This window comes from Limimaricola sp. G21655-S1 (assembly GCF_027213785.1).
In the GTDB taxonomy this organism is placed as follows: Bacteria; Pseudomonadota; Alphaproteobacteria; order Rhodobacterales; family Rhodobacteraceae; genus Limimaricola.
Window position 1 is genome coordinate 159,094 of sequence record NZ_JAPWGO010000001.1, and the last position, 23,737, is coordinate 182,830.

The following is a 23,737-nucleotide window of genomic DNA, read 5'->3' on the forward strand; positions in this document are numbered from 1 at the left end:
GACGCTCTCCGCGGCGCAGGATCTCGCTGATCCGTTGCCTGCCCAACCGCGACTTTACGCCGATGGTTCCCGTCGATAGGAAGCTTTTCATGCCAGACCCCCTTGACGACGCCCTCCCGGCCCTGCCGGAGCAGGACCTGACCGAGCCGCTGCGCCGTGCCATAGGCGAGCGTTATCTGAGCTATGCGCTCTCCACGATCATGAACCGGGCGCTGCCCGATGCGCGCGACGGGCTGAAGCCCGTGCACCGCCGCATCCTCTATGCGATGCGCGAATTGAAGCTCTCCTCGACCGGGGGCTTCCGCAAATCCGCGAAGATCTCTGGCGACGTGATGGGCAACTATCACCCGCATGGCGACGCCGCGATCTACGATGCGATGGCCCGCCTCGCGCAGGATTTCGCGGTGCGCTACCCGCTCGTGGACGGGCAGGGCAACTTTGGCAACATCGACGGCGACAACCCGGCCGCCGCACGCTACACCGAGGCCCGCCTCACGGCGGCCGCCGAGGCGCTGATGGAAGGGCTGACCGAGAACGCGGTCGATTTCCGTCCGAACTACGACGGTACGCTCGAAGAGCCCGTCGTGATGCCCGCGGCCTTCCCGAACCTGCTCGCCAACGGCTCGTCCGGCATCGCGGTCGGCATGGCGACCAACATCCCGCCGCACAATCTGCACGAGCTGATCGAGGCTTGCCTCTACATGATCAAGACGCCGGGCGTCTCCGACGAGAAGCTCGTCGATCTCGTGCCCGGCCCCGACTTCCCGACCGGCGGCGTGCTGGTCGAGCCGCGCGAGAACATCCTCACGGCCTACCGCACCGGGCGGGGCTCGTTCCGGCTGCGCGCGCGCTGGGAGGTCGAGGAGCTCGGCCGCGGCCAGTGGCAGGTGGTGGTCACCGAGATCCCCTACCAGGTGCAGAAGTCGAAGCTGATCGAGCGCCTTGCCGAGCTGATCCAGACCCGCAAGATCCCGCTTCTGGCGGATGTGCGCGACGAGAGCGCCGAGGATGTGCGCATCGTGCTGGAGCCGCGCGCCAAGACGGTCGAGCCCGAGATGATGATGGGGATGCTGTTCAAGAACAGCGATCTCGAGATCCGCTTCGGTCTCAACATGAACGTGCTGATCGACGGGCTGACGCCCAAGGTCTGCTCGCTGAAGGAGGTGTTGCGCGCCTTCCTCGATCACCGGCGCGAGGTGCTGCAGCGCCGCTCGCAGCACCGGTTGGAAAAGATCGACCACCGGCTCGAGGTGCTCGAGGGCTTCATCACCGCCTTCCTCAACCTCGACCGGGTGATCGACATCATCCGCTACGACGATCAGCCCAAACAGGCGCTGATGGCCGAGGACTGGGACCGCGACCACGTCCGCGCCGTCTCCGAGCGCGACTACCGCTCGCCGCTGACCGAGAGCCTTGGCGGCGGTGGCCTCACCGAGGTGCAGGCCGAGGCGATTCTCAACATGCGGCTCAGGAGCCTGCGCCGGCTGGAGGAGCTGGAGCTTCTCAAGGAGCAGGACGCGCTGATGCAGGAGCGGGCCGGGCTCGAGGACCTGCTCGCCTCCGAGGACAAGCAGTGGAAGTCGATCGCCGACCAGCTGCGCGAGACCCGCAAGCTGATGGGCCATGCCTCGCCCGGCGGCCAGCGACGCACCGGTTTCGCCGAGGGCACCGAGATCCCCGACGTGCCGATCGAGGCGATGATCGAGCGCGAGCCGATCACCATCGTCTGCTCCGAGATGGGCTGGATCCGCGCGATGAAGGGCCATATCGCGCTCGACAGCGAGCTGAAGTTCAAGGATGGCGACAAGGGCCGCTTCGTGCTGCATGCCGAGACCACCGACCGGCTCTTGGTGTTCGGCTCGAACGGGCGTTTCTACACCGTCTCGGCCAGCAGCCTGCCCGGCGGGCGCGGCATGGGCGAGCCGCTGCGCCTGATGGTCGACCTGCCGAACGAGGCGCAGATCGTGGCGCTGCATCTCTACCGTCCGGAGCGGCGACTTCTGGTCGCCTCCTCGGCGGGTGACGGCTTCATCGTCAACGAGGACGAGGTGCTGGCGCAGACCCGCGCCGGCAAGCAGGTGCTGAACGTCAAGGACGAGGTGGTGGCGAAGATCTGCAAGCCGGTCACCGGGGATGCCGTCGCCGTGGTGGGCGACAACCGCAAGGTGCTGGTGTTCCCGCTCGACGAACTGCCCGAGATGACCCGGGGCAAGGGCGTGCGGCTGCAGAAGTACAAGGATGGCGGCCTCTCGGACGCCACCACCTTCGTGCTGGAGGCGGGGCTGTCCTGGAAGGATCCGGCGGGCCGAACCCGGACCGAGAGCGACCTCGCCGACTGGACCGCCAAGCGCGCCACCGCCGGGCGCATGGCGCCGCGCGGCTTCCCGCGCGACAACCGCTTCAACTGATCCCGTTTCGTCGGGGGAAGAGGCGCGCGGTGCAAGCCGCGCGCCTCTTGGCGCTTGATTTCCCTCTCCGATGCAAATACATCGCCCGCGATGTCGAACCGGGCCAGGGAGGCCCCCGAACACGCGAGGCGCCAGCGCAGATGGCCAAGGCAAAATTCGAACGCACCAAACCGCACGTGAACATCGGGACCATCGGTCACGTGGACCACGGCAAGACGACGCTGACGGCGGCGATCACCAAGTATTTCGGTGACTTCCGCGCCTACGACCAGATCGACGGCGCGCCGGAGGAGAAGGCCCGCGGGATCACCATCTCGACCGCGCATGTCGAGTACGAGACCGAGACGCGGCACTACGCCCACGTCGACTGCCCCGGCCACGCCGACTACGTGAAGAACATGATCACCGGCGCGGCGCAGATGGACGGCGCGATCCTGGTGGTGAACGCCGCCGACGGCCCGATGCCGCAGACCCGCGAGCACATCCTGCTCGGTCGCCAGGTGGGCATCCCCTACATGGTCGTCTACATGAACAAGGTCGACCAGGTGGATGACGAGGAGCTGCTCGAGCTCGTCGAGATGGAAATCCGCGAGCTGCTGTCGTCCTACGACTACCCGGGCGACGACATCCCGATCATCAAGGGCTCGGCGCTCGCCGCCATGGAAGGCCGCGACGAGGAGATCGGCGAGAACTCGATCAAGGCGCTGCTGAAGGCGGTCGACGAGTACATCCCGACCCCGGCGCGCGCCGTCGACCTGCCGTTCCTGATGCCGATCGAGGACGTGTTCTCGATCTCCGGCCGCGGCACCGTGGTGACCGGCCGCGTCGAGCGTGGCGTGATCAATGTCGGCGACGAGATCGAGATCGTCGGCATCCGCGACACCAAGAAGTCGACCTGCACCGGCGTCGAGATGTTCCGCAAGCTGCTCGACCGCGGCGAGGCGGGCGACAACGTCGGCGTGCTGCTGCGCGGCATCGACCGTGACGGCGTCGAGCGCGGCCAGGTGCTGTGCAAGCCCAAGTCGGTGGCGCCGCACACCAAGTTCGAGGCCGAGGCCTACATCCTCACCAAGGAAGAGGGCGGCCGCCACACCCCGTTCTTCGCGAACTACCGCCCGCAGTTCTACTTCCGGACCACCGACGTCACCGGCACCGTCGTCCTCCCCGAGGGCACCGAGATGGTGATGCCCGGCGACAACCTGAAGTTCAACGTCGAGCTGATCGCGCCGATCGCCATGGAAGACGGCCTGCGCTTCGCCATCCGCGAAGGCGGCCGCACCGTCGGCGCCGGTGTCGTGTCGAAAATCATCGAGTGATCCCGGTTTCCGGGCGGTATCGCCGCCCGGTCCCGCCAGGATCGGAGGGCCGCCCCGAGGGGCGGCCCTTTTCGCGTTCGAGGGGTGGGGCTCAGTCGCCCGGGGGCAGGCCCAGCATCGCGTCGGCCTCGGCCGTGGTCGCGTCGAGCGCCGCCTTCATCGCGGCCCGTGCCGCCTCGCGCGCCGCTTCATCCGCCTTGCGCGGCATCTGCCGGTCCCAGGGCCGGAACACCACCGCGCCGCGGCCACCCGGGCGCGGCAGCAGCAGCCGGTCCCAGCTGTTCGCCCGGCTCTGCCTTTCGGTGGAGTAGGCGTAGAAGAACACCGGTCGCCCGGTGATCCGGGCCCAGTCGAGCGGCGGGTCGTTGATCTCGCCGGCGGGGCCCAGCGGGCCGTCGGCGGTGATGCCGATGCTGGCCCCGGCGCGCAGCCGCTCCATCACCATGCGCGACATCGCGAGATTCGAAAGCCGTCGCGACATCGCCACCGGCGTCAGCCCGCGCCTACGATGCGTGTCACCGGCGATTCGCGCGATCGGGGAGGTGTCGTGCAGGGTCGAGAGATCGCCGGCCTCGCGCGGCCAGTGGAACGGCCCCAGCATCAGCCGCGAATGGCGCAGCACCAGCAGCACCGGACCCTCGGCCAGTGCCGCGCGCAACGCGTCCTCGCCGCGCAGCTCCCACGACGTGTTGCGCTGGCAATGCGCGAGCCATGCATGGGCGATTCCTCCCATGCCGCGGGTCACGGCGGCGCTCTTGGCCAGTCTCTTGCCGATCGACATGGGGTTCCTCCGGGCTGCGCCGCGCATCTTGCAAGCCGCCGCCGCGAGGGCAAGGGCGGGGGAGGGGGCTTTGGTACCCGAATGCGTTCCGGGGGCCTTGATCCCGGCGCGAATTGCGACTACTCGGAGGGCGGTCCTAGGGGTATAGCTCAGTTGGTAGAGCATCGGTCTCCAAAACCGAGGGTCGTGGGTTCGAGTCCCCCTGCCCCTGCCAGGACCACCGCGGCGCGCCCGCTTGCAGATCGCGCGGCGTCCCCGTATGTCCCGCATCGATCCCCGGAAAGGTGTAGATGATGGCCAGAACCAACCCCGTCCAGTTCGCGCAGCAGACCCGCGCCGAGATCGCCAAGGTGGTCTGGCCGACCCGCCGCGAAGTGCTGCTGACCACGGTGATGATCTTCATCCTCGCCGCCGTCGCCGCGCTGTTCTTCAGTCTCGTGGATCTGGGCATCCGCTCCGGTCTCCAGGCGGTGCTGGAAGGGCTGGCCGGCTGATCCCGCCCATCGGGCATCGGGCCGTGGGGCTTGATCTGCGCCGCGCCGGGCGCTACTGACCGGCGGACTTGGGAAACGGCGCGCGAGTGCGCGCCGCTTTGCCGTTTGAGAGGCCCCGATCGGGGCCGGGAATTGCAACGAGGCTCCGGCGTTTCGCCGGCTGCGACGGAAGGTGTCGGGCAACATGGCGAAACGCTGGTATTCGGTTTCCGTGCTCTCGAACTTCGAGAAGAAGATCGCCGAGCAGATCAGGACCAAGGTCGCCGAGCAAGGGCTCGAGGACGTGATCGACGAGGTGCTCGTCCCCACCGAGGAGGTGATCGAGGTCCGTCGCGGCAAGAAGGTCTCGACCGAGCGCCGCTTCATGCCCGGCTACGTGTTGGTGCACATGGAGATGTCCGACAAGGGCTACCACCTCGTCACCTCGATCAACCGGGTTACCGGTTTCCTCGGGCCGCAGGGTCGGCCGATGCCGATGCGCGACGCCGAGGTCGAGGCGATCCTCGGCCGGGTGCAGGAGGGCGAGGAAAGCCCGCGCACCCTGATTCGCTTCGAGGTCGGCGAGAAGGTGAAGGTCAAGGACGGCCCGTTCGAGGATTTCGACGGTCTGGTCGAGGAGGTCGACGAGGACAACCAGCGCCTCAAGGTCACGGTCTCGATCTTCGGTCGCGCCACCCCGGTCGAGCTGGAGTTCACCCAGGTGGCCAAGCAGGGCTGAGCGCGCGCCGTTCGGCACGCGTCATGTTTTCCGAAAGGGGCCCTCATGGGTCCCTTTCTTCGTTTCCGGGGTAGGGCGGTATCGCCTGTAGCCGAGAGATCGGGTCGCGAAGGGCGTTCCGCCGTTCACTTCGAAAGGGCGGACTTCTTTGGGTAGCCCTCGGGATCGGGTCTCGACCCGCGGGTCTCATCGCGGAGGGCGATCGACGGGCATCGGGTGCGGGGTTGACGCCCGGCCGTTGCCGGGCTATGCGGCGACCTTCCCCGGGGACGGTTTCGGCCGATCTCCGGCCGCGATTCGCGCCACGCGCGCCTCGCGGATGTGGGAGGCGAGCCGGGCGCGCCCGGTCGAGCCGCACCACGCCAACCAGAGCCGTCCGGACGCGTCCGGAGGGTGTTGCGACAAGGAGAGGCCCGATGGCCAAGAAAGTGATGGGGCAGCTGAAGCTCCAGATTAAGGCAGGCGAAGCCAACCCGTCCCCGCCGGTGGGTCCGGCGCTGGGTCAGCGCGGCATCAACATCATGGAATTCTGCAAGGCCTTCAATGCGAAGACCGCGGATATGGAAAAGGGTTCGCCCTGCCCGACCGTGATCACCTACTACCAGGACAAGTCCTTCACGATGGAGATCAAGTCGCCGCCGGCGTCGTTCTTCCTCAAGAAGGCGGCCGGTCTCAAGCCCGTCGGCAAGCGCAACCGCCCCAAGGGCGCCGTGCAGCCTGGCAAGGAGACCGCCGGCACCGTGACCCTCGCCCAGGTGCGCGAGATCGCGGAAGCGAAGATGAAGGACCTGAACGCGACCTCGATCGAGGGTGCGATGCAGACCGTCCTTGGCTCTGCCAAGTCGATGGGTATCGAGGTGAAAGGCTAAGATCATGGCAAAACTCGGTAAACGCACCCGCGCCGCCCGCGAGGCCTTCGCCGGCAAGGAGAACGTCGAGCTCTCCGAAGCCATCTCGCTGATCAAGTCCAACGCCAGCGCGAAATTCGACGAGACCGTCGAGATCGCGATGAATCTGGGCGTCGACCCGCGCCATGCCGACCAGATGGTCCGCGGCTCGGTCACCCTGCCCAACGGCACCGGCAAGACCGTGCGCGTCGCCGTCTTCGCCCGTGGCGAGAAGGCCGAAGAGGCCAAGAAGGCCGGGGCCGACATCGTCGGCGCCGAGGACCTGATGGAGACCGTGCAGTCCGGCAAGATCGAGTTCGACCGTTGCATCGCGACGCCGGACATGATGCCGATCGTCGGTCGCCTCGGCAAGATCCTCGGCCCGCGCAACCTGATGCCGAACCCGAAGATCGGCACCGTCACCATGGACGTCGCCGATGCGGTCAACGCCGCCAAGGGTGGCCAGGTGCAGTTCCGCGTCGAGAAGGCGGGCGTGATCCATGCCGGCATCGGCAAGGCCTCGTTCGAAGCCTCGAAGCTCGAAGAGAACATCCGCGCCTTCGTCGAGGCGGTGAGCCGTGCCAAGCCGGCCGGCGCCAAGGGCACCTACCTCAAGAAGGTGGCGCTCTCCTCGACCATGGGCCCGGGCGTCAGCGTCGATCTGGCCTCGGCCACCGGCGCGGCCTGATAGAGATTTCACCCCTGCCGCGGCGGGGATGAATGGCGGGGCGTTCGCGCCCCGTCCTGTCCGAGACGGAGGGCAGGGGGAGACCCCGCTAAGGCCTTCCCGAGATGGGAAACGAGAGTTGGATTTCCGTTCGAAAGCGCACTGCTTTCCTTCGGGCGATCGCGGCCTCGGGACCCTGAAGCGGACCCGAACGGCCCCCGGACGATCAGGGGGTCAGACAGAGCCGGGGGGAAACCCCCAAACTTGGAGTAAACCGTGGATAGAGCCCAGAAAGAGAAAGTGGTCGAGGAACTCGGCCAGATCTTTGAAAGCTCTGGCGTCGTGGTGGTTGCCCACTACGAAGGCATGACGGTTGCCCAGATGCAGGACCTGCGCGCGAAAATGCGTGACGCGGGCGGGTCCGTGCGTGTTGCCAAGAACAAGCTCGCCAAGATCGCCCTTGAGGGAAGGCCCTGCGCAAGCATCGCCGATTACCTCACGGGCATGACCGTGCTCTCCTACTCCGAAGACCCCGTGGCGGCTGCCAAGGTGGTCGACGCCTATGCGAAGACCAACGACAAGCTGGTTATCCTCGGCGGCGCGATGGGAGACACGGCCCTGGATCCGGCCGGTGTGAAGGCCGTGGCCCAGATGCCGTCGCGTGAGGAGCTCATCGCTTCGATCGTCGGCTGCATCGGTGCCCCGGCATCGAACATCGCCGGTGCCATTGGCGCGCCCGCAAGCAACATCGCAAGCATTCTCTCGACCATCGAAGAGAAGGCTGCCTAAGGCAACCCGACACCTCGGGGGCTTGAAAGCCCTCGCGTTGGAACACAATTGAACGAACGGAAAAGTAAAATGGCTGATCTGAAGAAACTCGCCGAAGAGATCGTTGGTCTGACCCTTCTCGAGGCGCAGGAACTGAAAACCATCCTCAAGGACGAGTATGGCATCGAGCCCGCCGCCGGCGGCGCCGTGATGATGGCTGGCCCGGCCGGTGGCGACGCTGGCGCCGCTGCCGAGGAGAAGACCGAGTTCGACGTCGTCCTGAAGGACGCCGGCGCTCAGAAGATCAACGTGATCAAGGAAGTCCGCGGCATCACCGGCCTCGGCCTGAAAGAAGCCAAGGACCTCGTCGAGGCCGGCGGCAAGGTCAAGGAAGGCGCGCCGAAGGCGGAAGCCGAAGAGATCAAGGCGAAGCTGGAAGCCGCTGGCGCCAAGGTCGAGCTGGCCTGATCCCGGGCGGGCGCGCGTCCAGCGCGCCACGCCTTAAGAATTGGCTGGATCCGCGAATTTCGCGGGTCCAGCCGAACCCGTCTTGGAAGGGGGTCGCGCGCGACCCTCGTCTCGGGCAGGTTCCACGGTCGGGAGGTCATCGGTGGGACGGTGATCGCGAATGGACCGGAACTCCCCTCTCGCAAGGATGACGCGGCCTTCCCCGCCGGTCGCGCCAATCCGCAGAGACCTGAAAGGTGACGACACCCATGGCTCAGTCCTTCCTCGGCCAGAAGCGTTTGCGCAAGTATTACGGCAAGATCCGCGAAGTGCTGGAGATGCCGAACCTCATCGAGGTGCAGAAATCCTCCTACGACCTGTTCCTGAAATCGGGTGACCAGCCGCAGCCGACCGACGGCGAAGGCATCAAGGGCGTGTTCCAGTCGGTCTTTCCGATCAAGGACTTCAACGAGACCGCCACGCTCGAATTCGTGAAATACGAGCTGGAAAAGCCGAAATACGACGTCGAGGAGTGCCAGGCCCGCGACATGACCTACAGCGCGCCGCTCAAGGTGACGCTGCGGCTGATCGTGTTCGATGTCGACGAGGACACCGGCGCCAAGTCCGTCAAGGACATCAAGGAGCAGGACGTCTTCATGGGCGACATGCCCCTGATGACCCAGAACGGCACCTTCATCGTCAACGGGACCGAGCGGGTGATCGTGTCCCAGATGCACCGTAGCCCCGGCGTGTTCTTCGACCACGACAAGGGCAAGACGCATTCCTCGGGCAAGCTGCTCTTCGCCTGCCGGATCATCCCCTATCGCGGCTCCTGGCTCGACTTCGAATTCGACGCCAAGGACCTCGTCTTCGCGCGCATCGACCGGCGCCGCAAGCTGCCCGTGACCACGCTGCTCTACGCGCTGGGACTCGACCAGGAAGGCATCATGGATGCCTATTACAACACGGTCGAATACAGCTTCGACAAGAAGGCCCGCTCCTGGGTCACCAAGTTCTTCCCCGAGCGCGTACGCGGCACCCGCCCGGCCTATGACCTTGTGGACGCCGCCACCGGCGAGGTGATCGCCAAGGCCGGCGACAAGGTCACGCCGCGCGCCGTCAAGAAGCTGATCGACGAGGGCAAGGTCACCGACCTGCTGGTGCCGTTCAACAACATCGTCGGCAAGTTCGTCGCCCGCGACATCATCGACGAGGACACCGGCGCGATCTATGTCGAGGCCGGCGACGAGCTGACCATCGAGACCGACAAGGACGGCGAGATCACGGGCGGCACGCTCAAGGACCTGATGGATGCGGGCATCACTGACATCCCGGTTCTCGACATCGACAACGTCAATGTCGGCCCCTACATCCGCAACACCGTCGCCGCCGACAACAAGGCCTGGAACCGCGAATCGGCGCTGATGGAGATCTACAAGGTCATGCGCCCCGGCGAGCCGCCGACCGTCGACGCCGCCTCGGCGCTGTTCGACACGCTGTTCTTCGACGCCGAGCGCTACGATCTCTCGGCCGTGGGTCGCGTGAAGATGAACATGCGCCTGAACCTCGACGCCGAGGACAGCCAGCGCACGCTCCGCAAGGAAGACATCGTCGCCTGCATCAAGGCGCTGGTGGAGCTGCGTGACGGCAAGGGCGAGATCGACGACATCGACCACCTCGGCAACCGCCGGGTGCGCTCGGTCGGCGAGCTGATGGAGAACCAGTACCGCGTCGGCCTGCTCCGCATGGAGCGCGCGATCAAGGAACGCATGTCCTCGGTCGAGATCGACACGGTGATGCCGCAGGACCTGATCAACGCCAAGCCCGCCGCCGCCGCGGTGCGCGAGTTCTTCGGCTCCTCGCAGCTGTCGCAGTTCATGGACCAGACCAACCCGCTGTCGGAAGTGACGCACAAGCGTCGTCTCTCGGCGCTCGGGCCGGGCGGTCTGACCCGCGAGCGCGCCGGCTTCGAGGTGCGCGACGTGCACCCGACGCATTACGGCCGGATGTGCCCGATCGAGACGCCGGAAGGCCCGAACATCGGCCTGATCAACTCGCTCGCCACCTTTGCGCGGGTGAACAAGTACGGCTTCATCGAGACCCCCTACCGCAAGGTCGTGGACGGGCAGGTGACCGACGAGGTGAACTACCTCTCGGCGACCGAGGAGATGCGCCACACCGTCGCCCAGGCCAACGCTTCGCTCGACGAGAACGGCAAGTTCGTCAACGAGCTGGTGAACACCCGCCAGTCGGGCGACTACATGCTCGCGCCTTCCGAGAGCGTCGACCTGATCGACGTCAGCCCGAAGCAGCTCGTCTCGGTCGCGGCCTCGCTGATCCCGTTCCTCGAGAACGACGACGCGAACCGCGCGCTGATGGGTTCGAACATGCAGCGTCAGGCCGTGCCGCTGCTGCAGGCCGAGGCGCCGCTGGTCGGCACCGGCATCGAGGAGGTCGTGGCCCGCGACTCGGGCGCCGCGATCATGGCGCGCCGGGGCGGCATCATCGACCAGGTCGACGCGACCCGGATCGTGATCCGCGCCACCGAGGATCTCGAACTCGGCGATGCCGGGGTCGACATCTACCGGATGCGGAAGTTCCAGCGTTCGAACCAGAACACCTGCATCAACCAGCGTCCGCTGGTGAAGGTGGGTGACCGGGTCGGCAAGGGCGAGGTGATCGCCGACGGTCCCTCGACCGACATGGGCGAGCTGGCGCTCGGCAAGAACGTGGTCGTCGCGTTCATGCCGTGGAACGGCTACAACTACGAGGACTCGATTCTGATCTCCGAGCGCATCGTGCGCGACGACGTCTTCACCTCGATCCACATCGAGGAATTCGAGGTCGCGGCCCGCGACACCAAGCTCGGGCCGGAAGAGATCACCCGCGACATCCCCAATGTCGGCGAGGAGGCCCTGCGCAACCTCGACGAGGCGGGCATCGTCTATATCGGCGCCGAAGTGGGGCCGGGCGACATCCTCGTGGGCAAGATCACCCCGAAGGGTGAATCGCCGATGACGCCGGAAGAGAAGCTGCTTCGCGCCATCTTCGGCGAGAAGGCCTCCGACGTGCGCGACACCTCGCTGCGTCTGCCGCCGGGCGATTTCGGCACCATCGTCGAGGTCCGAGTGTTCAACCGCCACGGCGTCGACAAGGACGAGCGGGCGCTGCAGATCGAGCGCGAGGAAGTCGATCGTCTGGCGCGTGACCGCGACGACGAGCTGGCGATCCTCGACCGCAACATCTACGCGCGTCTCAAGGACCTGATCCTCGGCAAGACCGCGGTGAAGGGGCCGCGCGGCGTCAAGGCCGGTTCGACCATCGACGAGGAACTGCTGGGCACGCTGTCGCGCGGCCAGTGGTGGCAGCTCGCCCTCGAGGACGAGGACGACGCCAAGATCGTCGAGGCGCTCAACGAGCAGTACGAGATCCAGAAGCGTACGCTCGACGCGCGGTTCGAGGACAAGGTCGAGAAGGTGCGTCGTGGCGACGACCTGCCGCCGGGCGTGATGAAGATGGTCAAGGTCTTCGTCGCGGTGAAGCGCAAGCTGCAGCCGGGCGACAAGATGGCCGGCCGTCACGGCAACAAGGGCGTCATCTCCCGCGTCGTGCCGATGGAGGACATGCCGTTCCTCGCCGACGGCACGCCGGTCGACTTCTGCCTCAACCCGCTGGGCGTGCCGTCGCGCATGAACGTCGGTCAGATCCTCGAGACCCACATGGGCTGGGCCGCGCGCGGCCTCGGCATCCAGGTCGACGAGGCGCTGCAGGAGTATCGCCGCTCGGGTGATCTCACCCCGGTGCGCGAGGCGCTGCGCATCGCCTATGGCGACGATGTCTACGAAGAGGGCATCGCCGGCATGGACGAGGAGCGCGTCGCCGAGATCGCGACCAACGTGCATCGCGGCGTTCCGATCGCCACCCCGGTCTTCGACGGCGCCAAGGAGCCCGACGTCAACGACGCGCTCAAGCGCGCCGGCTTCGACAGCTCGGGCCAGTCGGACCTGTTCGACGGCCGCACCGGCGAGAAGTTCTCGCGCAAGGTGACGGTGGGCGTGAAGTACCTGCTCAAGCTGCACCACCTCGTGGACGACAAGATCCACGCGCGTTCGACCGGGCCGTACAGCCTCGTCACCCAGCAGCCGCTGGGCGGCAAGGCGCAGTTCGGCGGCCAGCGCTTCGGCGAGATGGAGGTCTGGGCACTGGAAGCCTACGGCGCCGCCTACACGCTGCAGGAAATGCTGACCGTGAAGTCGGACGACGTGGCGGGCCGGACCAAGGTCTATGAGAGCATCGTCAAGGGCGAGGACAACTTCGAGGCCGGCGTGCCGGAATCGTTCAACGTCCTCGTGAAGGAAGTCCGGGGCCTTGGCCTCAACATGGAACTCCTGGACGCGGAGGACGAGTAACGGCGTTCCGCCGCGCACCCCCGACGGGGTGCGCGGCACGCCGTCGCCCTCTGCCTAGATTCAAGGATTTGAAATGAACCAGGAACTCACGAACAACCCGTTCAATCCGCTGACCCCGGCCAAGACCTTCGACGAGATCAAGGTATCGCTGGCCTCGCCGGAACGGATCCTCAGCTGGTCCTTCGGTGAGATCAAGAAGCCCGAGACGATCAACTACCGGACCTTCAAGCCCGAGCGCGACGGCCTGTTCTGCGCCCGCATCTTCGGGCCGATCAAGGACTACGAATGCCTGTGCGGCAAGTACAAGCGCATGAAGTATCGCGGCGTCGTCTGCGAGAAATGCGGCGTCGAGGTGACGCTGCAGAAGGTCCGTCGCGAGCGCATGGGCCATATCGAGCTGGCCGCGCCCGTCGCCCATATCTGGTTCCTGAAGTCGCTCCCGAGCCGGATCGGCCTCATGCTGGACATGACGCTTCGTGATCTCGAGCGGATCCTCTACTTCGAGAACTACGTCGTCATCGAGCCGGGTCTCACCGACCTGACCTATGGCCAGCTGATGACCGAGGAGCAGTTCCTCGACGCGCAGGACCAGTACGGCGCAGACGCGTTTTCGGCCAATATCGGCGCCGAGGCGATCCGCGAGATGCTGGCCCAGATCGACCTCGAGGGCGAGGCCGAACAGCTGCGCGCCGACCTCAAGGAGGCGACCGGCGAGCTGAAGCCCAAGAAGATCATCAAGCGCCTGAAGATCGTCGAGAGCTTCATCGAAAGCGGCAACCGTCCCGAGTGGATGGTGCTGACCGTGATCCCGGTGATCCCGCCCGAGCTGCGCCCGCTGGTGCCGCTCGATGGCGGCCGCTTCGCGACCTCGGACCTCAACGACCTGTATCGCCGGGTGATCAACCGCAACAACCGCCTCAAGCGGCTCATCGAGCTGCGCGCGCCCGACATCATCGTGCGCAACGAGAAGCGGATGCTGCAGGAATCCGTGGACGCGCTGTTCGACAACGGCCGCCGCGGCCGCGTCATCACCGGCGCCAACAAGCGTCCGCTGAAGTCGCTCTCGGACATGCTCAAGGGCAAGCAGGGCCGCTTCCGCCAGAACCTTCTGGGCAAGCGGGTCGACTTCTCGGGCCGTTCGGTCATCGTGACCGGCCCCGAGCTGAAGCTGCACCAGTGCGGCCTGCCCAAGAAGATGGCGCTCGAGCTGTTCAAGCCCTTCATCTACTCGCGGCTGGAGGCCAAGGGCCTCTCCTCGACCGTGAAGCAGGCGAAGAAGCTGGTTGAGAAGGAGCGGCCCGAGGTCTGGGACATCCTCGACGAGGTGATCCGCGAGCATCCTGTGATGCTCAACCGCGCGCCCACCCTGCACCGTCTCGGCATCCAGGCCTTCGAGCCGCAGCTGATCGAGGGCAAGGCGATCCAGCTTCACCCGCTGGTCTGCTCGGCCTTCAACGCCGACTTCGACGGTGACCAGATGGCCGTGCACGTGCCGCTCTCGCTGGAAGCCCAGCTGGAAGCGCGTGTCCTGATGATGTCCACGAACAACGTGCTGTCGCCCGCCAACGGCGCGCCGATCATCGTGCCGTCGCAGGACATGGTTCTCGGCCTCTACTACACGACCATCATGCGTGAAGGCATGAAGGGCGAGGGCATGTCGTTCAACTCGATCGACGAGGTCGAGCACGCGCTGAACGCCGGCGAGGTGCATCTGCACGCCAAGATCACCGCGCGGATCAAGCAGATCGACGAAGAGGGCAACGAGGTCGTCAAGCGCTTCGAGACCACCCCGGGCCGCCTGCGGCTCGGCGGTCTGCTGCCGCTCAACGCCAAGGCGCCGTTCGAGCTGCTGAACCGCCTGCTGCGCAAGAAGGAAGTCCAGCAGGTCATCGACACCGTCTACCGCTATTGCGGCCAGAAGGAGTCGGTCATCTTCTGTGACCAGATCATGTCTGCGGGCTTCAAGGAGGCCTTCAAGGCGGGCATCTCCTTCGGCAAGGACGACATGGTCATCCCCGACGCGAAGTGGACGCTGGTCGACGAGACCCGCGACCAGGTCAAGGATTTCGAGCAGCAGTACATGGACGGCCTGATCACCCAGGGCGAAAAGTACAACAAGGTCGTGGACGCCTGGTCGAAGTGCAACGACAAGGTCACCGAAGCGATGATGACCACCATCTCGGCCAACAAGAAGGACGAGACCGGTGCCGAGGCCGAGCCCAACTCGGTCTACATGATGGCCCACTCCGGTGCGCGTGGCTCGGTCACCCAGATGAAGCAGCTGGGCGGCATGCGCGGCCTGATGGCCAAGCCGTCGGGCGAGATCATCGAGACGCCGATCATCTCGAACTTCAAGGAAGGCCTGACCGTGCTCGAGTACTTCAACTCGACCCACGGCGCGCGGAAAGGTCTGTCGGACACCGCGCTCAAGACCGCGAACTCGGGCTACCTGACCCGTCGTCTCGTCGACGTGGCGCAGGACTGCATCGTGCGCGAGCACGACTGCGGCACCGACCGGGCGATCACCGCGGAAGCGGCGGTCAATGACGGCGAGGTGGTCTCGCCGCTCTCCGAGCGCGTGCTGGGCCGGGTCTCGGCCGACGACGTGCTCAAGCCCGGCACCGACGAGGTGCTGGTCGCGGCGGGCGAGCTCATCGACGAGCGCAAGGCCGACCTGATCGAGCAGGCCGCGGTGCAGAAGATGCGCATCCGCAGCCCGCTCACCTGCGAGGCCGAGGACGGCGTCTGCGCGATGTGCTACGGGCGTGACCTCGCGCGCGGCACCATGGTGAACCAGGGCGAGGCCGTGGGCATCATCGCGGCGCAGTCGATCGGCGAGCCGGGCACCCAGCTGACGATGCGGACCTTCCACATCGGCGGCGTGGCACAGGGTGGCCAGCAGTCCTTCCTCGAGGCAAGCCAGTCGGGCAAGGTGGAGTTCCGCAACGCCAACCTCCTCGAGAACGCCGCGGGCGAGCAGATCGTCATGGGCCGCAACATGGTCATCGCGATCATGGGCGAGGATGGCGAGGAGCGCGCCAGCCACAAGATCGGCTACGGCACCAAGGTCTTCCTCAAGGAAGGCGCCGAGGTGAAGCGCGGCGAGAAGATGTTCGAGTGGGACCCCTACACCCTGCCGATCATCGCCGAGAAGGCCGGTACCGTGCGCTTCGTCGACTTGGTGAACGGCATCGCCGTGCGCGAGGACACCGACGACGCGACCGGCATGACCCAGCGGATCGTCACGGATTGGCGTTCGGTGCCCAAGGGCAACGAGCTCAAGCCCGAGATCATCGTGGTGGGCGAGGATGGCGAACCGGTCCGCACCGACAGCGGCAACCCGGTGACCTACCCGATGTCGGTGGACGCGATCCTCTCGGTCGAGGACGGCCAGCAGATCCAGGCCGGCGACGTGGTGGCGCGGATCCCGCGCGAGGGCGCCAAGACCAAGGACATCACCGGCGGTCTGCCGCGGGTGGCGGAACTGTTCGAGGCACGTCGTCCCAAGGACCACGCGATCATCGCCGAGATCGATGGCTATGTGCGCTTTGGCAAGGACTACAAGAACAAGCGTCGCATCGCGATCGAGCCCACTGAGGAAGGGCGCGACAAGGTCGAGTACATGGTGCCCAAGGGCAAGCACATCCCGGTGCAGGAAGGCGACTTCGTGCAGAAGGGTGACTACATCATGGACGGCAACCCCGCGCCGCACGACATCCTCGCCATCATGGGCGTCGAGGCTCTGGCCGACTACATGATCGCCGAGGTGCAGGACGTCTATCGACTGCAGGGCGTGAAGATCAACGACAAGCACATCGAGGTGATCGTTCGCCAGATGCTGCAGAAGATCGAGATCATGGACTCGGGTGAGAGCACGCTGCTGAAGGGCGAGCATGTCGACAAGGCCGAGTTCGACGAGGCCAACGAGAAGGCGATCTCCAAGGGCGGCCGTCCGGCGCAGGGCGTGCCGGTCCTGCTCGGCATCACCAAGGCGTCGCTGCAGACCCGCAGCTTCATCTCGGCGGCGTCGTTCCAGGAAACCACCCGCGTGCTCACCGAGGCTTCGGTCCAGGGCAAGCGCGACAAGCTGGTGGGTCTCAAGGAGAACGTCATCGTCGGCCGCCTGATCCCGGCGGGTACCGGCGGCGCGACCAGCCGCGTCCGCAAGATCGCCCACGACCGCGATCATTCGGTGATCGAGCAGAAGCGCGAGGCCGCCGAGCAGGCCGCGGCGCTGGCGGCTCCCTCGGAGCAGCCGATGTCGGACGACCAGTTCGACACGATCTCGGCCCGCGCCGAGGACAGCCGCGACTGATCGCCGGCCGATCATCGTGAAACGCCGAAGGGCCCCCGGGAAACCGGGGGCCTTTTTTCGCTGCGGGCTCCGCGCATGCCCGTTGGCAGGATCGCCGCGCGGGCGGATACTGTATGTGGGGGCCCATGGCCGCTCGGCCGGGCCCATGGTCCTGTCATGGAGGCGCAGATGAGCTTCATCGCCGAAATCGGGGAGGCGGAGGCGTCCGGCCCCGCCGCCGCCTATTATGCCGCTGCCAAGAAACAGCATGGGCAGATATACAACCTGCACCGGACCTGCGTGCGGTTGCCGGAACTGGCGGATCATTTCGAGGCCATGACGTCGGCGCTCAAGAAACGGATGGGGCTGCGGCGCTACGAGCTGGTCACGCTGGCCGCCGCGCTGGCGCTGCGCAGCTCGTACTGCGCGCTGGCCCATGGCAAGGTGTTGCTCGACAACGGCATGACACCCGAAGAGCTGGAGCGGATCGCGACCGAGCGGGGCCATACCTCGATCACCCCGCAGGAGGCCGATCTGATGGGCTATGCCGCCGATATCGTCGAGGATGCCACGGCGATCGGCCCGGCGCGGATCGCGGGGCTCAGGGCGCATGGGCTGTCGGAGGATGAGATCGCACAGGCCGCCGCGGCGGCGGCGCTTCGCTGCTATTTCAGCAAGTATCTCGACGCGCTCGGCACGCAGCCCGACCCGGCCTTCATGGAACTGCCCGAGGCGCTGCGCACGGCCTTGGCACGGGGGCGGGCGATCCAGGAACCCGAGGACTAGGCCGCCGCCACACGTGAAACACTCAACCCGCCGTCTCGGCTGCCGCGATCTCCGCACGCCATCTTCGATCGTCCTGCGGCGCGCGGCCCTGATGCGCGCAGAGCCGCGCCACCAGATCGGCGCAGCACAGGTGATGCAGCCGTGCGACGCCGGGCAGGGCCATCGCCTCGGCATGAACGCGGTCGAAGGCCGTGGCATGGGCCAGCGCCGAGAGATCCCGTCGCCCGTTGCGGTCGCGCGTCTCGAAGAACGCCTGCGTATAGCGGTCCTTGGCCGCCGTGGCCGAGAGCGTACCGCGCTTGGCCTCGAACTGTTCGACCGAGCGCAGCACGTAATGGTTCATCTGCGCATAGCGATGCGTCACCTGTGAGACATCGGTATAGCGGACCGGATGCGGACCGGTGAGAAGCTCCTCGATGATCCGCCCTTCGCTGTCGACGATGCGGTTCCTGCCCCGGTCCCATTCCCCGTCGAACGCCCAGGGCATGTGATCGCTCCAGCGTCCGAAGCGGCGCGGGGTGCGGAACAGCGTCTTGACCATGACGTTGGCGGGGCGCTGCGAGGGGCCGCGCCGCCGGAACTGCCGATGCACGAGGCCCGGCTGGTAGCGCTTCCAGCCACCCGTGCCGAAGCACTGCCAGTGGAACGCGACCCCCAGGAAGTCCCGGCCCAGATCGTCGAGATAGGATGCGATCGTGCCGTCGCCCCGGTGCAGCACGAGGAACTCGTCCACATCGCAGATCAGCAGCCAGTCGGTCTTGGCCGTGGCGGGGTGCCGCTGCGCGTGACGATGCGCGGATTGCTTGGGCGGTGTGCCCTCCGGCGGGCGGTGCTCGAACCATCGCAGCCAGCCCGCCTGTGCGAAGGCGTCGAGCAGGGCAGGGGAGTGGTCGGTGCAGTCATTGACCCCGACGAGGATCTCGAAGCCCAGCATCCGGTACCATGAGATCCATTCGACGAGGAACGCGCCCTCGTCGCGCATGCCGGCAAAGACGAGAAAGCGTTCGGAAGGATCGGACATGCGGCCGATGATGCACGGATGGCTGCGACCGTCCACCCCGGGTGGAGGGCGCACCTGGCGCCCTCCGCCTATCCTTAGGCGGGTTCGGTCCGGGCGGAGGCGCGGGCGAGCACCCGCATCCGGCTGTCGAACTCGCCCCGGTCTACATAGCAGCCGCGCAGGTGCCTAAAGCCGGTCGAGGGGTCGAAGGCGGCGCGCCCATGCAGGACGCGGCGATTGTCGAACACCACCATCTCGCCGGCCTTCAGCTTCAGCGTCACCAGATAGGCCGGGTCGCGGGTCATCTGCATCAGCCGACGATAGGCGGCGTAGTAGTCCGGCATGATCGCCGGATCGATGTCGAGGATGTCCGCCAGATGCGCGTTGAAGCAGATCTCCTCGACGCGGCCGCCTTCGCCGCGCCGGATCACCGTCTTGCGGGCCCGGATGTCGGTCTCCGCATCGTGGAAGCGGAACGGGATGTCGACGCTGGCGAGAAGCTCGAACCCCTCGGGGTCCTCGAGCGCCAGATCCTCGGCCACGGCGACGCCGTCGCAGAACACCGAGCCGCCGCCTTCGGCCTCGTTGGCGAGACAGTGCAGGAATTGCCAGCCCGGCGGCAGCTCCTGGTTGGTCAGGTCGGTATGCAGCGGCAGCGCATCCGCGGTGTATGCGAGGTTGTTCGGGTCGGGCTTCGAGACCACCTCGAAGGTGACGCCGAAATTGGTCTCGCGCAGGAAACCGATGCGCCGGGCGATGCGGCAGCCCGCCTCGACGTCGTCCGCCAGGCCCTCGACGATCGAGAGGCCCATGGCCTTGCTGCGCCGCAGCCAGTCGGCGAGGGCCGCGTCGCTCTCGGCGACATCCGAGGCGCGGGAGCGCGGTATCCCGGCCGCGCCAAGATCGCCGCGCCAGCTGCTCGCGGGGATATGGGCCGGGTCGGGCCGCCGCCGGCCCGGGCGGTTCTCGCGCAGCCAGTTCAGGTCGAACCGGCTCGGTGCGGCGTCACCGGGCCAGTCCAGCACCAGCGCCTCGTCCTCCACCCGCGCCGCCACGGGCGCGAGATCGAGCGGCACCGAGGTCAGGTCGAAGACCCGCTCGCCGGTGCGCGGGTGAAACCCGGCCGGGTCGGTATCCCGCAGCCAGATATAGGGAAAGGCATCGCTGCCGCCATCGGCCCAGTCGAGCCAGAGTTGCCGCGCCTCGAGGCGCGCTCGTGCCATCTGTGGCATGGATCGTCTCCGTGATGTCAGTGGGAATCGGTCTTGGTCGGCACGGCTTGCCTTGGCGGCGGCCACCAGTCATAGGCCTTCGCATGCGGATGGCCCGGACGCCTTCCCAGAACGACACACATCTGCGGCCCGGCCCTTTCCATCTGGCTGAAACGATCTCCGGCGGGCAGACTAGCATGGGCGCGAACGCCTGTCATCGCGGCTCCGGGGCGGCCCTAGTAACGGGTGGCCCCCGGCGCAGTTGACACCCTCCGCGACTCCCCCTATACGGCCACCACTTGGGCAGGGGGCAGTCCGCTTTCCGCCCTGATATCAGAGCTGAAGTGGTCACGATCCGGGCCTTGCGCCCCGATCCTCTGGAGACCCACCGCATCGTGTCCGGAAGAGGGGCGCGTTCGCGGGTTTTTGTGCTTTACGGACGCGTGAAGTGCGAGGAATCGAAATCGGCGGGCCGTCCGGTCCGTGACACATGTGCAGGAAACGGGGAAAGACGCCCAATGCCAACGATCCAGCAGCTGATCCGCAAGCCGCGGCAGCCGAAAGTCACCAAGTCCAAGTCGCAGCACCTCGAGTCCTGCCCGCAAAAGCGTGGCGTGTGCACTCGGGTGTACACCACGACGCCGAAGAAGCCGAACTCGGCCATGCGGAAAGTCGCCAAGGTGCGTCTGACCAATGGCTTCGAGGTCATCAGCTACATCCCGGGCGAAAGCCACAACCTTCAGGAGCACTCGGTGGTCCTGATCCGTGGCGGCCGGGTGAAAGACCTTCCGGGCGTCCGTTACCACATCCTCCGCGGCGTGCTTGACACCCAAGGGGTCAAGAACCGCAAGCAGCGCCGCTCGAAGTACGGCGCGAAGCGTCCGAAGTAAGGAGAGAGAGCGCCATGTCGCGTCGTCACGCCGCCGAGAAACGTGAGATCCTGCCCGATGCCAAGTTCGGCGACCGGGTCGTCACGAAGTTCATGAACAACCTGATGATCGACGGCAAGAAAGCCGTCGCCGAGCGCATCGTCTACAACGCGTTCGACCGGGTCGAGACCCGCCTCAAGAAGGAGCCCGTCGAGGTGTTCCACGAGGCGCTCGACAACATCAAGCCGTCGGTCGAGGTCCGCTCGCGCCGCGTCGGCGGTGCGACCTACCAGGTCCCCGTCGAAGTCCGCCCCGAGCGCCGCGAGGCGCTGGCGATCCGCTGGCTGATCGATGCCAGCGCGAAGCGCAACGAGAACACCATGGAAGAGCGCCTGGCCGGCGAGCTGCTCGACGCAGTGAACGGCCGCGGCACCGCGGTGAAGAAGCGCGAAGACACTCACAAGATGGCCGACGCGAACAAGGCGTTCAGCCACTACCGCTGGTAAGCGGGAAGGAGTCCAGACATGGCACGCGACTATCCTCTGCAGCGCTACCGCAACTTCGGCATCATGGCCCACATCGATGCCGGCAAGACCACCACGACCGAGCGGATCCTCTTCTACACCGGCAAGTCCCACAAGATCGGCGAAGTCCATGACGGCGCCGCGACCATGGACTGGATGGAGCAGGAGCAGGAACGCGGCATCACGATCACGTCCGCGGCGACGACCACTTTCTGGCAGCGCCAGGAAGATCCGACCGCCGAGGGCACTTCGGATACCAAGTACCGCTTCAACATCATCGACACGCCCGGCCACGTCGACTTCACCATCGAAGTCGAGCGTTCGCTGGCCGTGCTCGACGGTGCGATCTGCCTTCTCGACGCCAACGCCGGCGTCGAGCCGCAGACCGAGACCGTCTGGCGTCAGGCCGACCGCTACAAGGTCCCGCGCATCGTCTTCGTCAACAAGATGGACAAGATCGGCGCCGACTTCTTCAACTGCGTGAAGATGATCAAGGACCGCACCGGGGCGACCCCGGTCCCGATCGCGCTGCCGATCGGCGCCGAGGACAACCTCGAAGGCATCGTCGACCTGATCAAGATGGAAGAGTGGGTCTGGAAGGGTGAAGACCTGGGCGCGTCCTGGGTCCGTCAGCCGATCCGTGCCGAGCTTCAGGACGTCGCCGCCGAGTGGCGCGCCACGCTCATCGAGAATGCCGTCGAGCAGGACGATGCCGCGATGGAGGCCTATCTCGAGGGCGAAGAGCCCGACGAGCCGACCCTGCGCCAGCTGATCCGCAAGGGCACGCTGTCGCTCGCCTTCGTGCCGGTGGCCGCTGGTTCCGCGTTCAAGAACAAGGGCGTGCAGCCCCTGCTGAACGCCGTCATCGACTTCCTGCCCTCGCCGCTCGACGTGCCCGCCTATATGGGCTTCTCGCCGGACGACGAGACCGAGACCCGCAACATCCCGCGTCATGCCGACGATTCCGAGCCCTTCTCGGGCCTGGCGTTCAAGATCATGAACGACCCCTTCGTCGGTTCGCTGACCTTCACCCGCATCTATTCGGGCGTGGTGAAGAAGGGCGACACCATGATGAACTCGACCAAGGGCAAGCGCGAGCGTGTCGGTCGGATGATGATGATGCACGCCATCAACCGCGAAGAGATCGAGGAAGCCTTTGCCGGCGACATCATCGCGCTCGCGGGCCTCAAGGAGACCACCACTGGCGACACCCTGTGTGATCCCCAGAACCAGGTCGTCCTCGAGACCATGACCTTCCCCGATCCGGTCATCGAGATCGCGGTCGAGCCGAAGACCAAGGCCGACCAGGAGAAGATGTCCGCCGGTCTCCAGCGGCTTGCCGCCGAGGACCCGTCCTTCCGCGTCGAGACCGACCTCGAGTCGGGCCAGACGATCATGAAGGGCATGGGCGAACTCCACCTCGACATCCTGGTCGACCGCCTCAAGCGGGAGTTCAAGGTCGAGGCGAACATCGGCGCGCCGCAAGTGGCTTACCGCGAGACCATCGGTCACGCCGTGGAGCACACCTACACCCACAAGAAGCAGTCGGGTGGTTCGGGCCAGTTCGCCGAGGTGAAGCTCAACATCATGCCGACCGAGCCGGGCGAGGGCTACTCGTTCGAGTCGAAGATCGTCGGCGGCGCGGTGCCCAAGGAATACATCCCGGGCGTCGAGAAGGGCATCAAGTCGGTGATGGACTCCGGTCCGCTCGCGGGCTTCCCGGTGATCGACTTCAAGGTCGAGCTGCTGGACGGCAAGTTCCACGACGTCGACTCGTCGGTGCTCGCCTTCGAGATCGCCTCGCGGATGTGCATGCGTGAAGGTCTGCGCAAGGCCGGCGCCAAGCTGCTCGAGCCGATGATGAAGGTCGAGGTGCTGACGCCCGAGGAGTACACCGGTGGCGTCATCGGCGACCTGACCTCGCGTCGGGGCCAGGTGCAGGGGCAGGACACGCGCGGCAACGCCAACGTGATCAACGCCTTCGTGCCGCTCGCCAACATGTTCGGCTACATCAACACGCTGCGGTCGATGACCTCGGGACGTGCCCAGTTCTCGATGATCTTCGATCACTACGAGCCGGTGCCGCAGAACATCTCGGAAGAGATCCAGAAGAAGTACGCGTGACGGTCGGCGGGGCTCCCGGGCCCCGCCATCACGA

The 23,737-nt window shown here is 66.3% G+C and carries 17 protein-coding genes and 1 tRNA gene; 15 read left to right on the forward strand and 3 right to left on the reverse strand.

Features of this window, described 5'->3' with window-relative positions; genetic code table 11:
* Window positions 1-89: 89 nt before the first annotated feature.
* Together O4G76_RS00855 and tuf are read left to right on the forward strand one after the other, a co-directional pair.
* Window positions 90-2,408 (forward strand): DNA topoisomerase IV subunit A, encoded by a 2,319-nt coding sequence (locus tag O4G76_RS00855; protein ID WP_269395564.1) that lies wholly within the window; start codon window positions 90-92, stop codon window positions 2,406-2,408.
* 140 nt (window positions 2,409-2,548) lie between these two features.
* Window positions 2,549-3,724 (forward strand): elongation factor Tu, encoded by a 1,176-nt coding sequence (gene tuf, locus O4G76_RS00860; RefSeq protein WP_269395565.1) that lies wholly within the window; start codon window positions 2,549-2,551, stop codon window positions 3,722-3,724.
* Between the two features lie 91 nt (window positions 3,725-3,815).
* On the opposite strand, the gene O4G76_RS00865 is transcribed toward tuf, so the two are convergent.
* Window positions 3,816-4,505, reverse strand: a complete 690-nt coding sequence (locus O4G76_RS00865) for a lysophospholipid acyltransferase family protein (protein WP_269395566.1) — start codon at window positions 4,503-4,505, stop codon at window positions 3,816-3,818.
* A 138-nt stretch (window positions 4,506-4,643) separates the two neighbouring features.
* Between O4G76_RS00865 and O4G76_RS00870 the strand changes: the two genes are divergently transcribed.
* From O4G76_RS00870 to O4G76_RS00915, 10 genes are all read left to right on the forward strand, one after another.
* A tRNA-Trp gene (locus tag O4G76_RS00870) sits at window positions 4,644-4,719 on the forward strand.
* 79 nt (window positions 4,720-4,798) lie between these two features.
* On the forward strand, window positions 4,799-4,999 hold the full coding sequence (gene secE, locus O4G76_RS00875; RefSeq protein ID WP_045320283.1) for a preprotein translocase subunit SecE: 201 nt from the start codon (window positions 4,799-4,801) through the stop codon (window positions 4,997-4,999).
* A 184-nt stretch (window positions 5,000-5,183) separates the two neighbouring features.
* On the forward strand, window positions 5,184-5,717 hold the full coding sequence (gene nusG, locus O4G76_RS00880; RefSeq protein ID WP_085894997.1) for a transcription termination/antitermination protein NusG: 534 nt from the start codon (window positions 5,184-5,186) through the stop codon (window positions 5,715-5,717).
* A 416-nt stretch (window positions 5,718-6,133) separates the two neighbouring features.
* Window positions 6,134-6,586 carry a 50S ribosomal protein L11 gene (gene rplK / locus O4G76_RS00885; RefSeq protein ID WP_269395567.1) on the forward strand — a complete coding sequence of 151 codons (453 nt, stop codon included), beginning with the start codon at window positions 6,134-6,136 and terminating at the stop codon, window positions 6,584-6,586.
* Window positions 6,587-6,590: 4 nt separating this feature from the next.
* A complete protein-coding gene (gene rplA, locus O4G76_RS00890) occupies window positions 6,591-7,292 on the forward strand; it encodes a 50S ribosomal protein L1 (protein ID WP_269395568.1) in 702 nt (233 codons plus the stop codon).
* A gap of 255 nt (window positions 7,293-7,547) precedes the next feature.
* Window positions 7,548-8,060 carry a 50S ribosomal protein L10 gene (rplJ, locus tag O4G76_RS00895; RefSeq protein ID WP_269395569.1) on the forward strand — a complete coding sequence of 171 codons (513 nt, stop codon included), beginning with the start codon at window positions 7,548-7,550 and terminating at the stop codon, window positions 8,058-8,060.
* Between the two features lie 69 nt (window positions 8,061-8,129).
* Entirely contained in the window at window positions 8,130-8,507 is a 378-nt protein-coding gene (gene rplL, locus O4G76_RS00900; RefSeq protein ID WP_085894993.1) for a 50S ribosomal protein L7/L12, read from the forward strand.
* Window positions 8,508-8,755: 248 nt separating this feature from the next.
* Window positions 8,756-12,895 carry a DNA-directed RNA polymerase subunit beta gene (gene rpoB, locus O4G76_RS00905; protein ID WP_269395570.1) on the forward strand — a complete coding sequence of 1,380 codons (4,140 nt, stop codon included), beginning with the start codon at window positions 8,756-8,758 and terminating at the stop codon, window positions 12,893-12,895.
* Between the two features lie 73 nt (window positions 12,896-12,968).
* A complete protein-coding gene (rpoC, locus tag O4G76_RS00910) occupies window positions 12,969-17,210 on the forward strand; it encodes a DNA-directed RNA polymerase subunit beta' (RefSeq protein WP_269395571.1) in 4,242 nt (1,413 codons plus the stop codon).
* A 168-nt stretch (window positions 17,211-17,378) separates the two neighbouring features.
* Entirely contained in the window at window positions 17,379-17,975 is a 597-nt protein-coding gene (locus O4G76_RS00915; RefSeq protein ID WP_269395572.1) for a carboxymuconolactone decarboxylase family protein, read from the forward strand.
* Window positions 17,976-17,997: 22 nt separating this feature from the next.
* On the opposite strand, the gene O4G76_RS00920 is transcribed toward O4G76_RS00915, so the two are convergent.
* Both O4G76_RS00920 and O4G76_RS00925 read right to left on the reverse strand, forming a co-directional pair.
* Entirely contained in the window at window positions 17,998-18,996 is a 999-nt protein-coding gene (locus O4G76_RS00920) for a glycosyltransferase family 2 protein (RefSeq protein WP_269395573.1), read from the reverse strand.
* Between the two features lie 74 nt (window positions 18,997-19,070).
* The gene (locus O4G76_RS00925; protein ID WP_269395574.1) at window positions 19,071-20,207 is read right to left on the reverse strand and encodes a TauD/TfdA family dioxygenase; all 1,137 of its coding nucleotides are present in this window, start codon (window positions 20,205-20,207) and stop codon (window positions 19,071-19,073) included.
* 497 nt (window positions 20,208-20,704) lie between these two features.
* On the opposite strand from O4G76_RS00925, the gene rpsL reads away from it, so the two are divergent.
* From rpsL to fusA, 3 genes are read left to right on the forward strand one after another with little or no spacing between them, the layout of a single operon-like run.
* Window positions 20,705-21,076 (forward strand): 30S ribosomal protein S12, encoded by a 372-nt coding sequence (gene rpsL, locus O4G76_RS00930; RefSeq protein WP_017930005.1) that lies wholly within the window; start codon window positions 20,705-20,707, stop codon window positions 21,074-21,076.
* Window positions 21,077-21,090: 14 nt separating this feature from the next.
* Window positions 21,091-21,561: a 30S ribosomal protein S7 gene (gene rpsG, locus O4G76_RS00935; RefSeq protein WP_085894988.1), complete on the forward strand. Its 471-nt coding sequence runs from the start codon at window positions 21,091-21,093 to the stop codon at window positions 21,559-21,561.
* An 18-nt stretch (window positions 21,562-21,579) separates the two neighbouring features.
* Window positions 21,580-23,703, forward strand: a complete 2,124-nt coding sequence (fusA, locus tag O4G76_RS00940) for an elongation factor G (RefSeq protein ID WP_269395575.1) — start codon at window positions 21,580-21,582, stop codon at window positions 23,701-23,703.
* The last annotated feature ends 34 nt before the right edge of the window (window positions 23,704-23,737 follow it).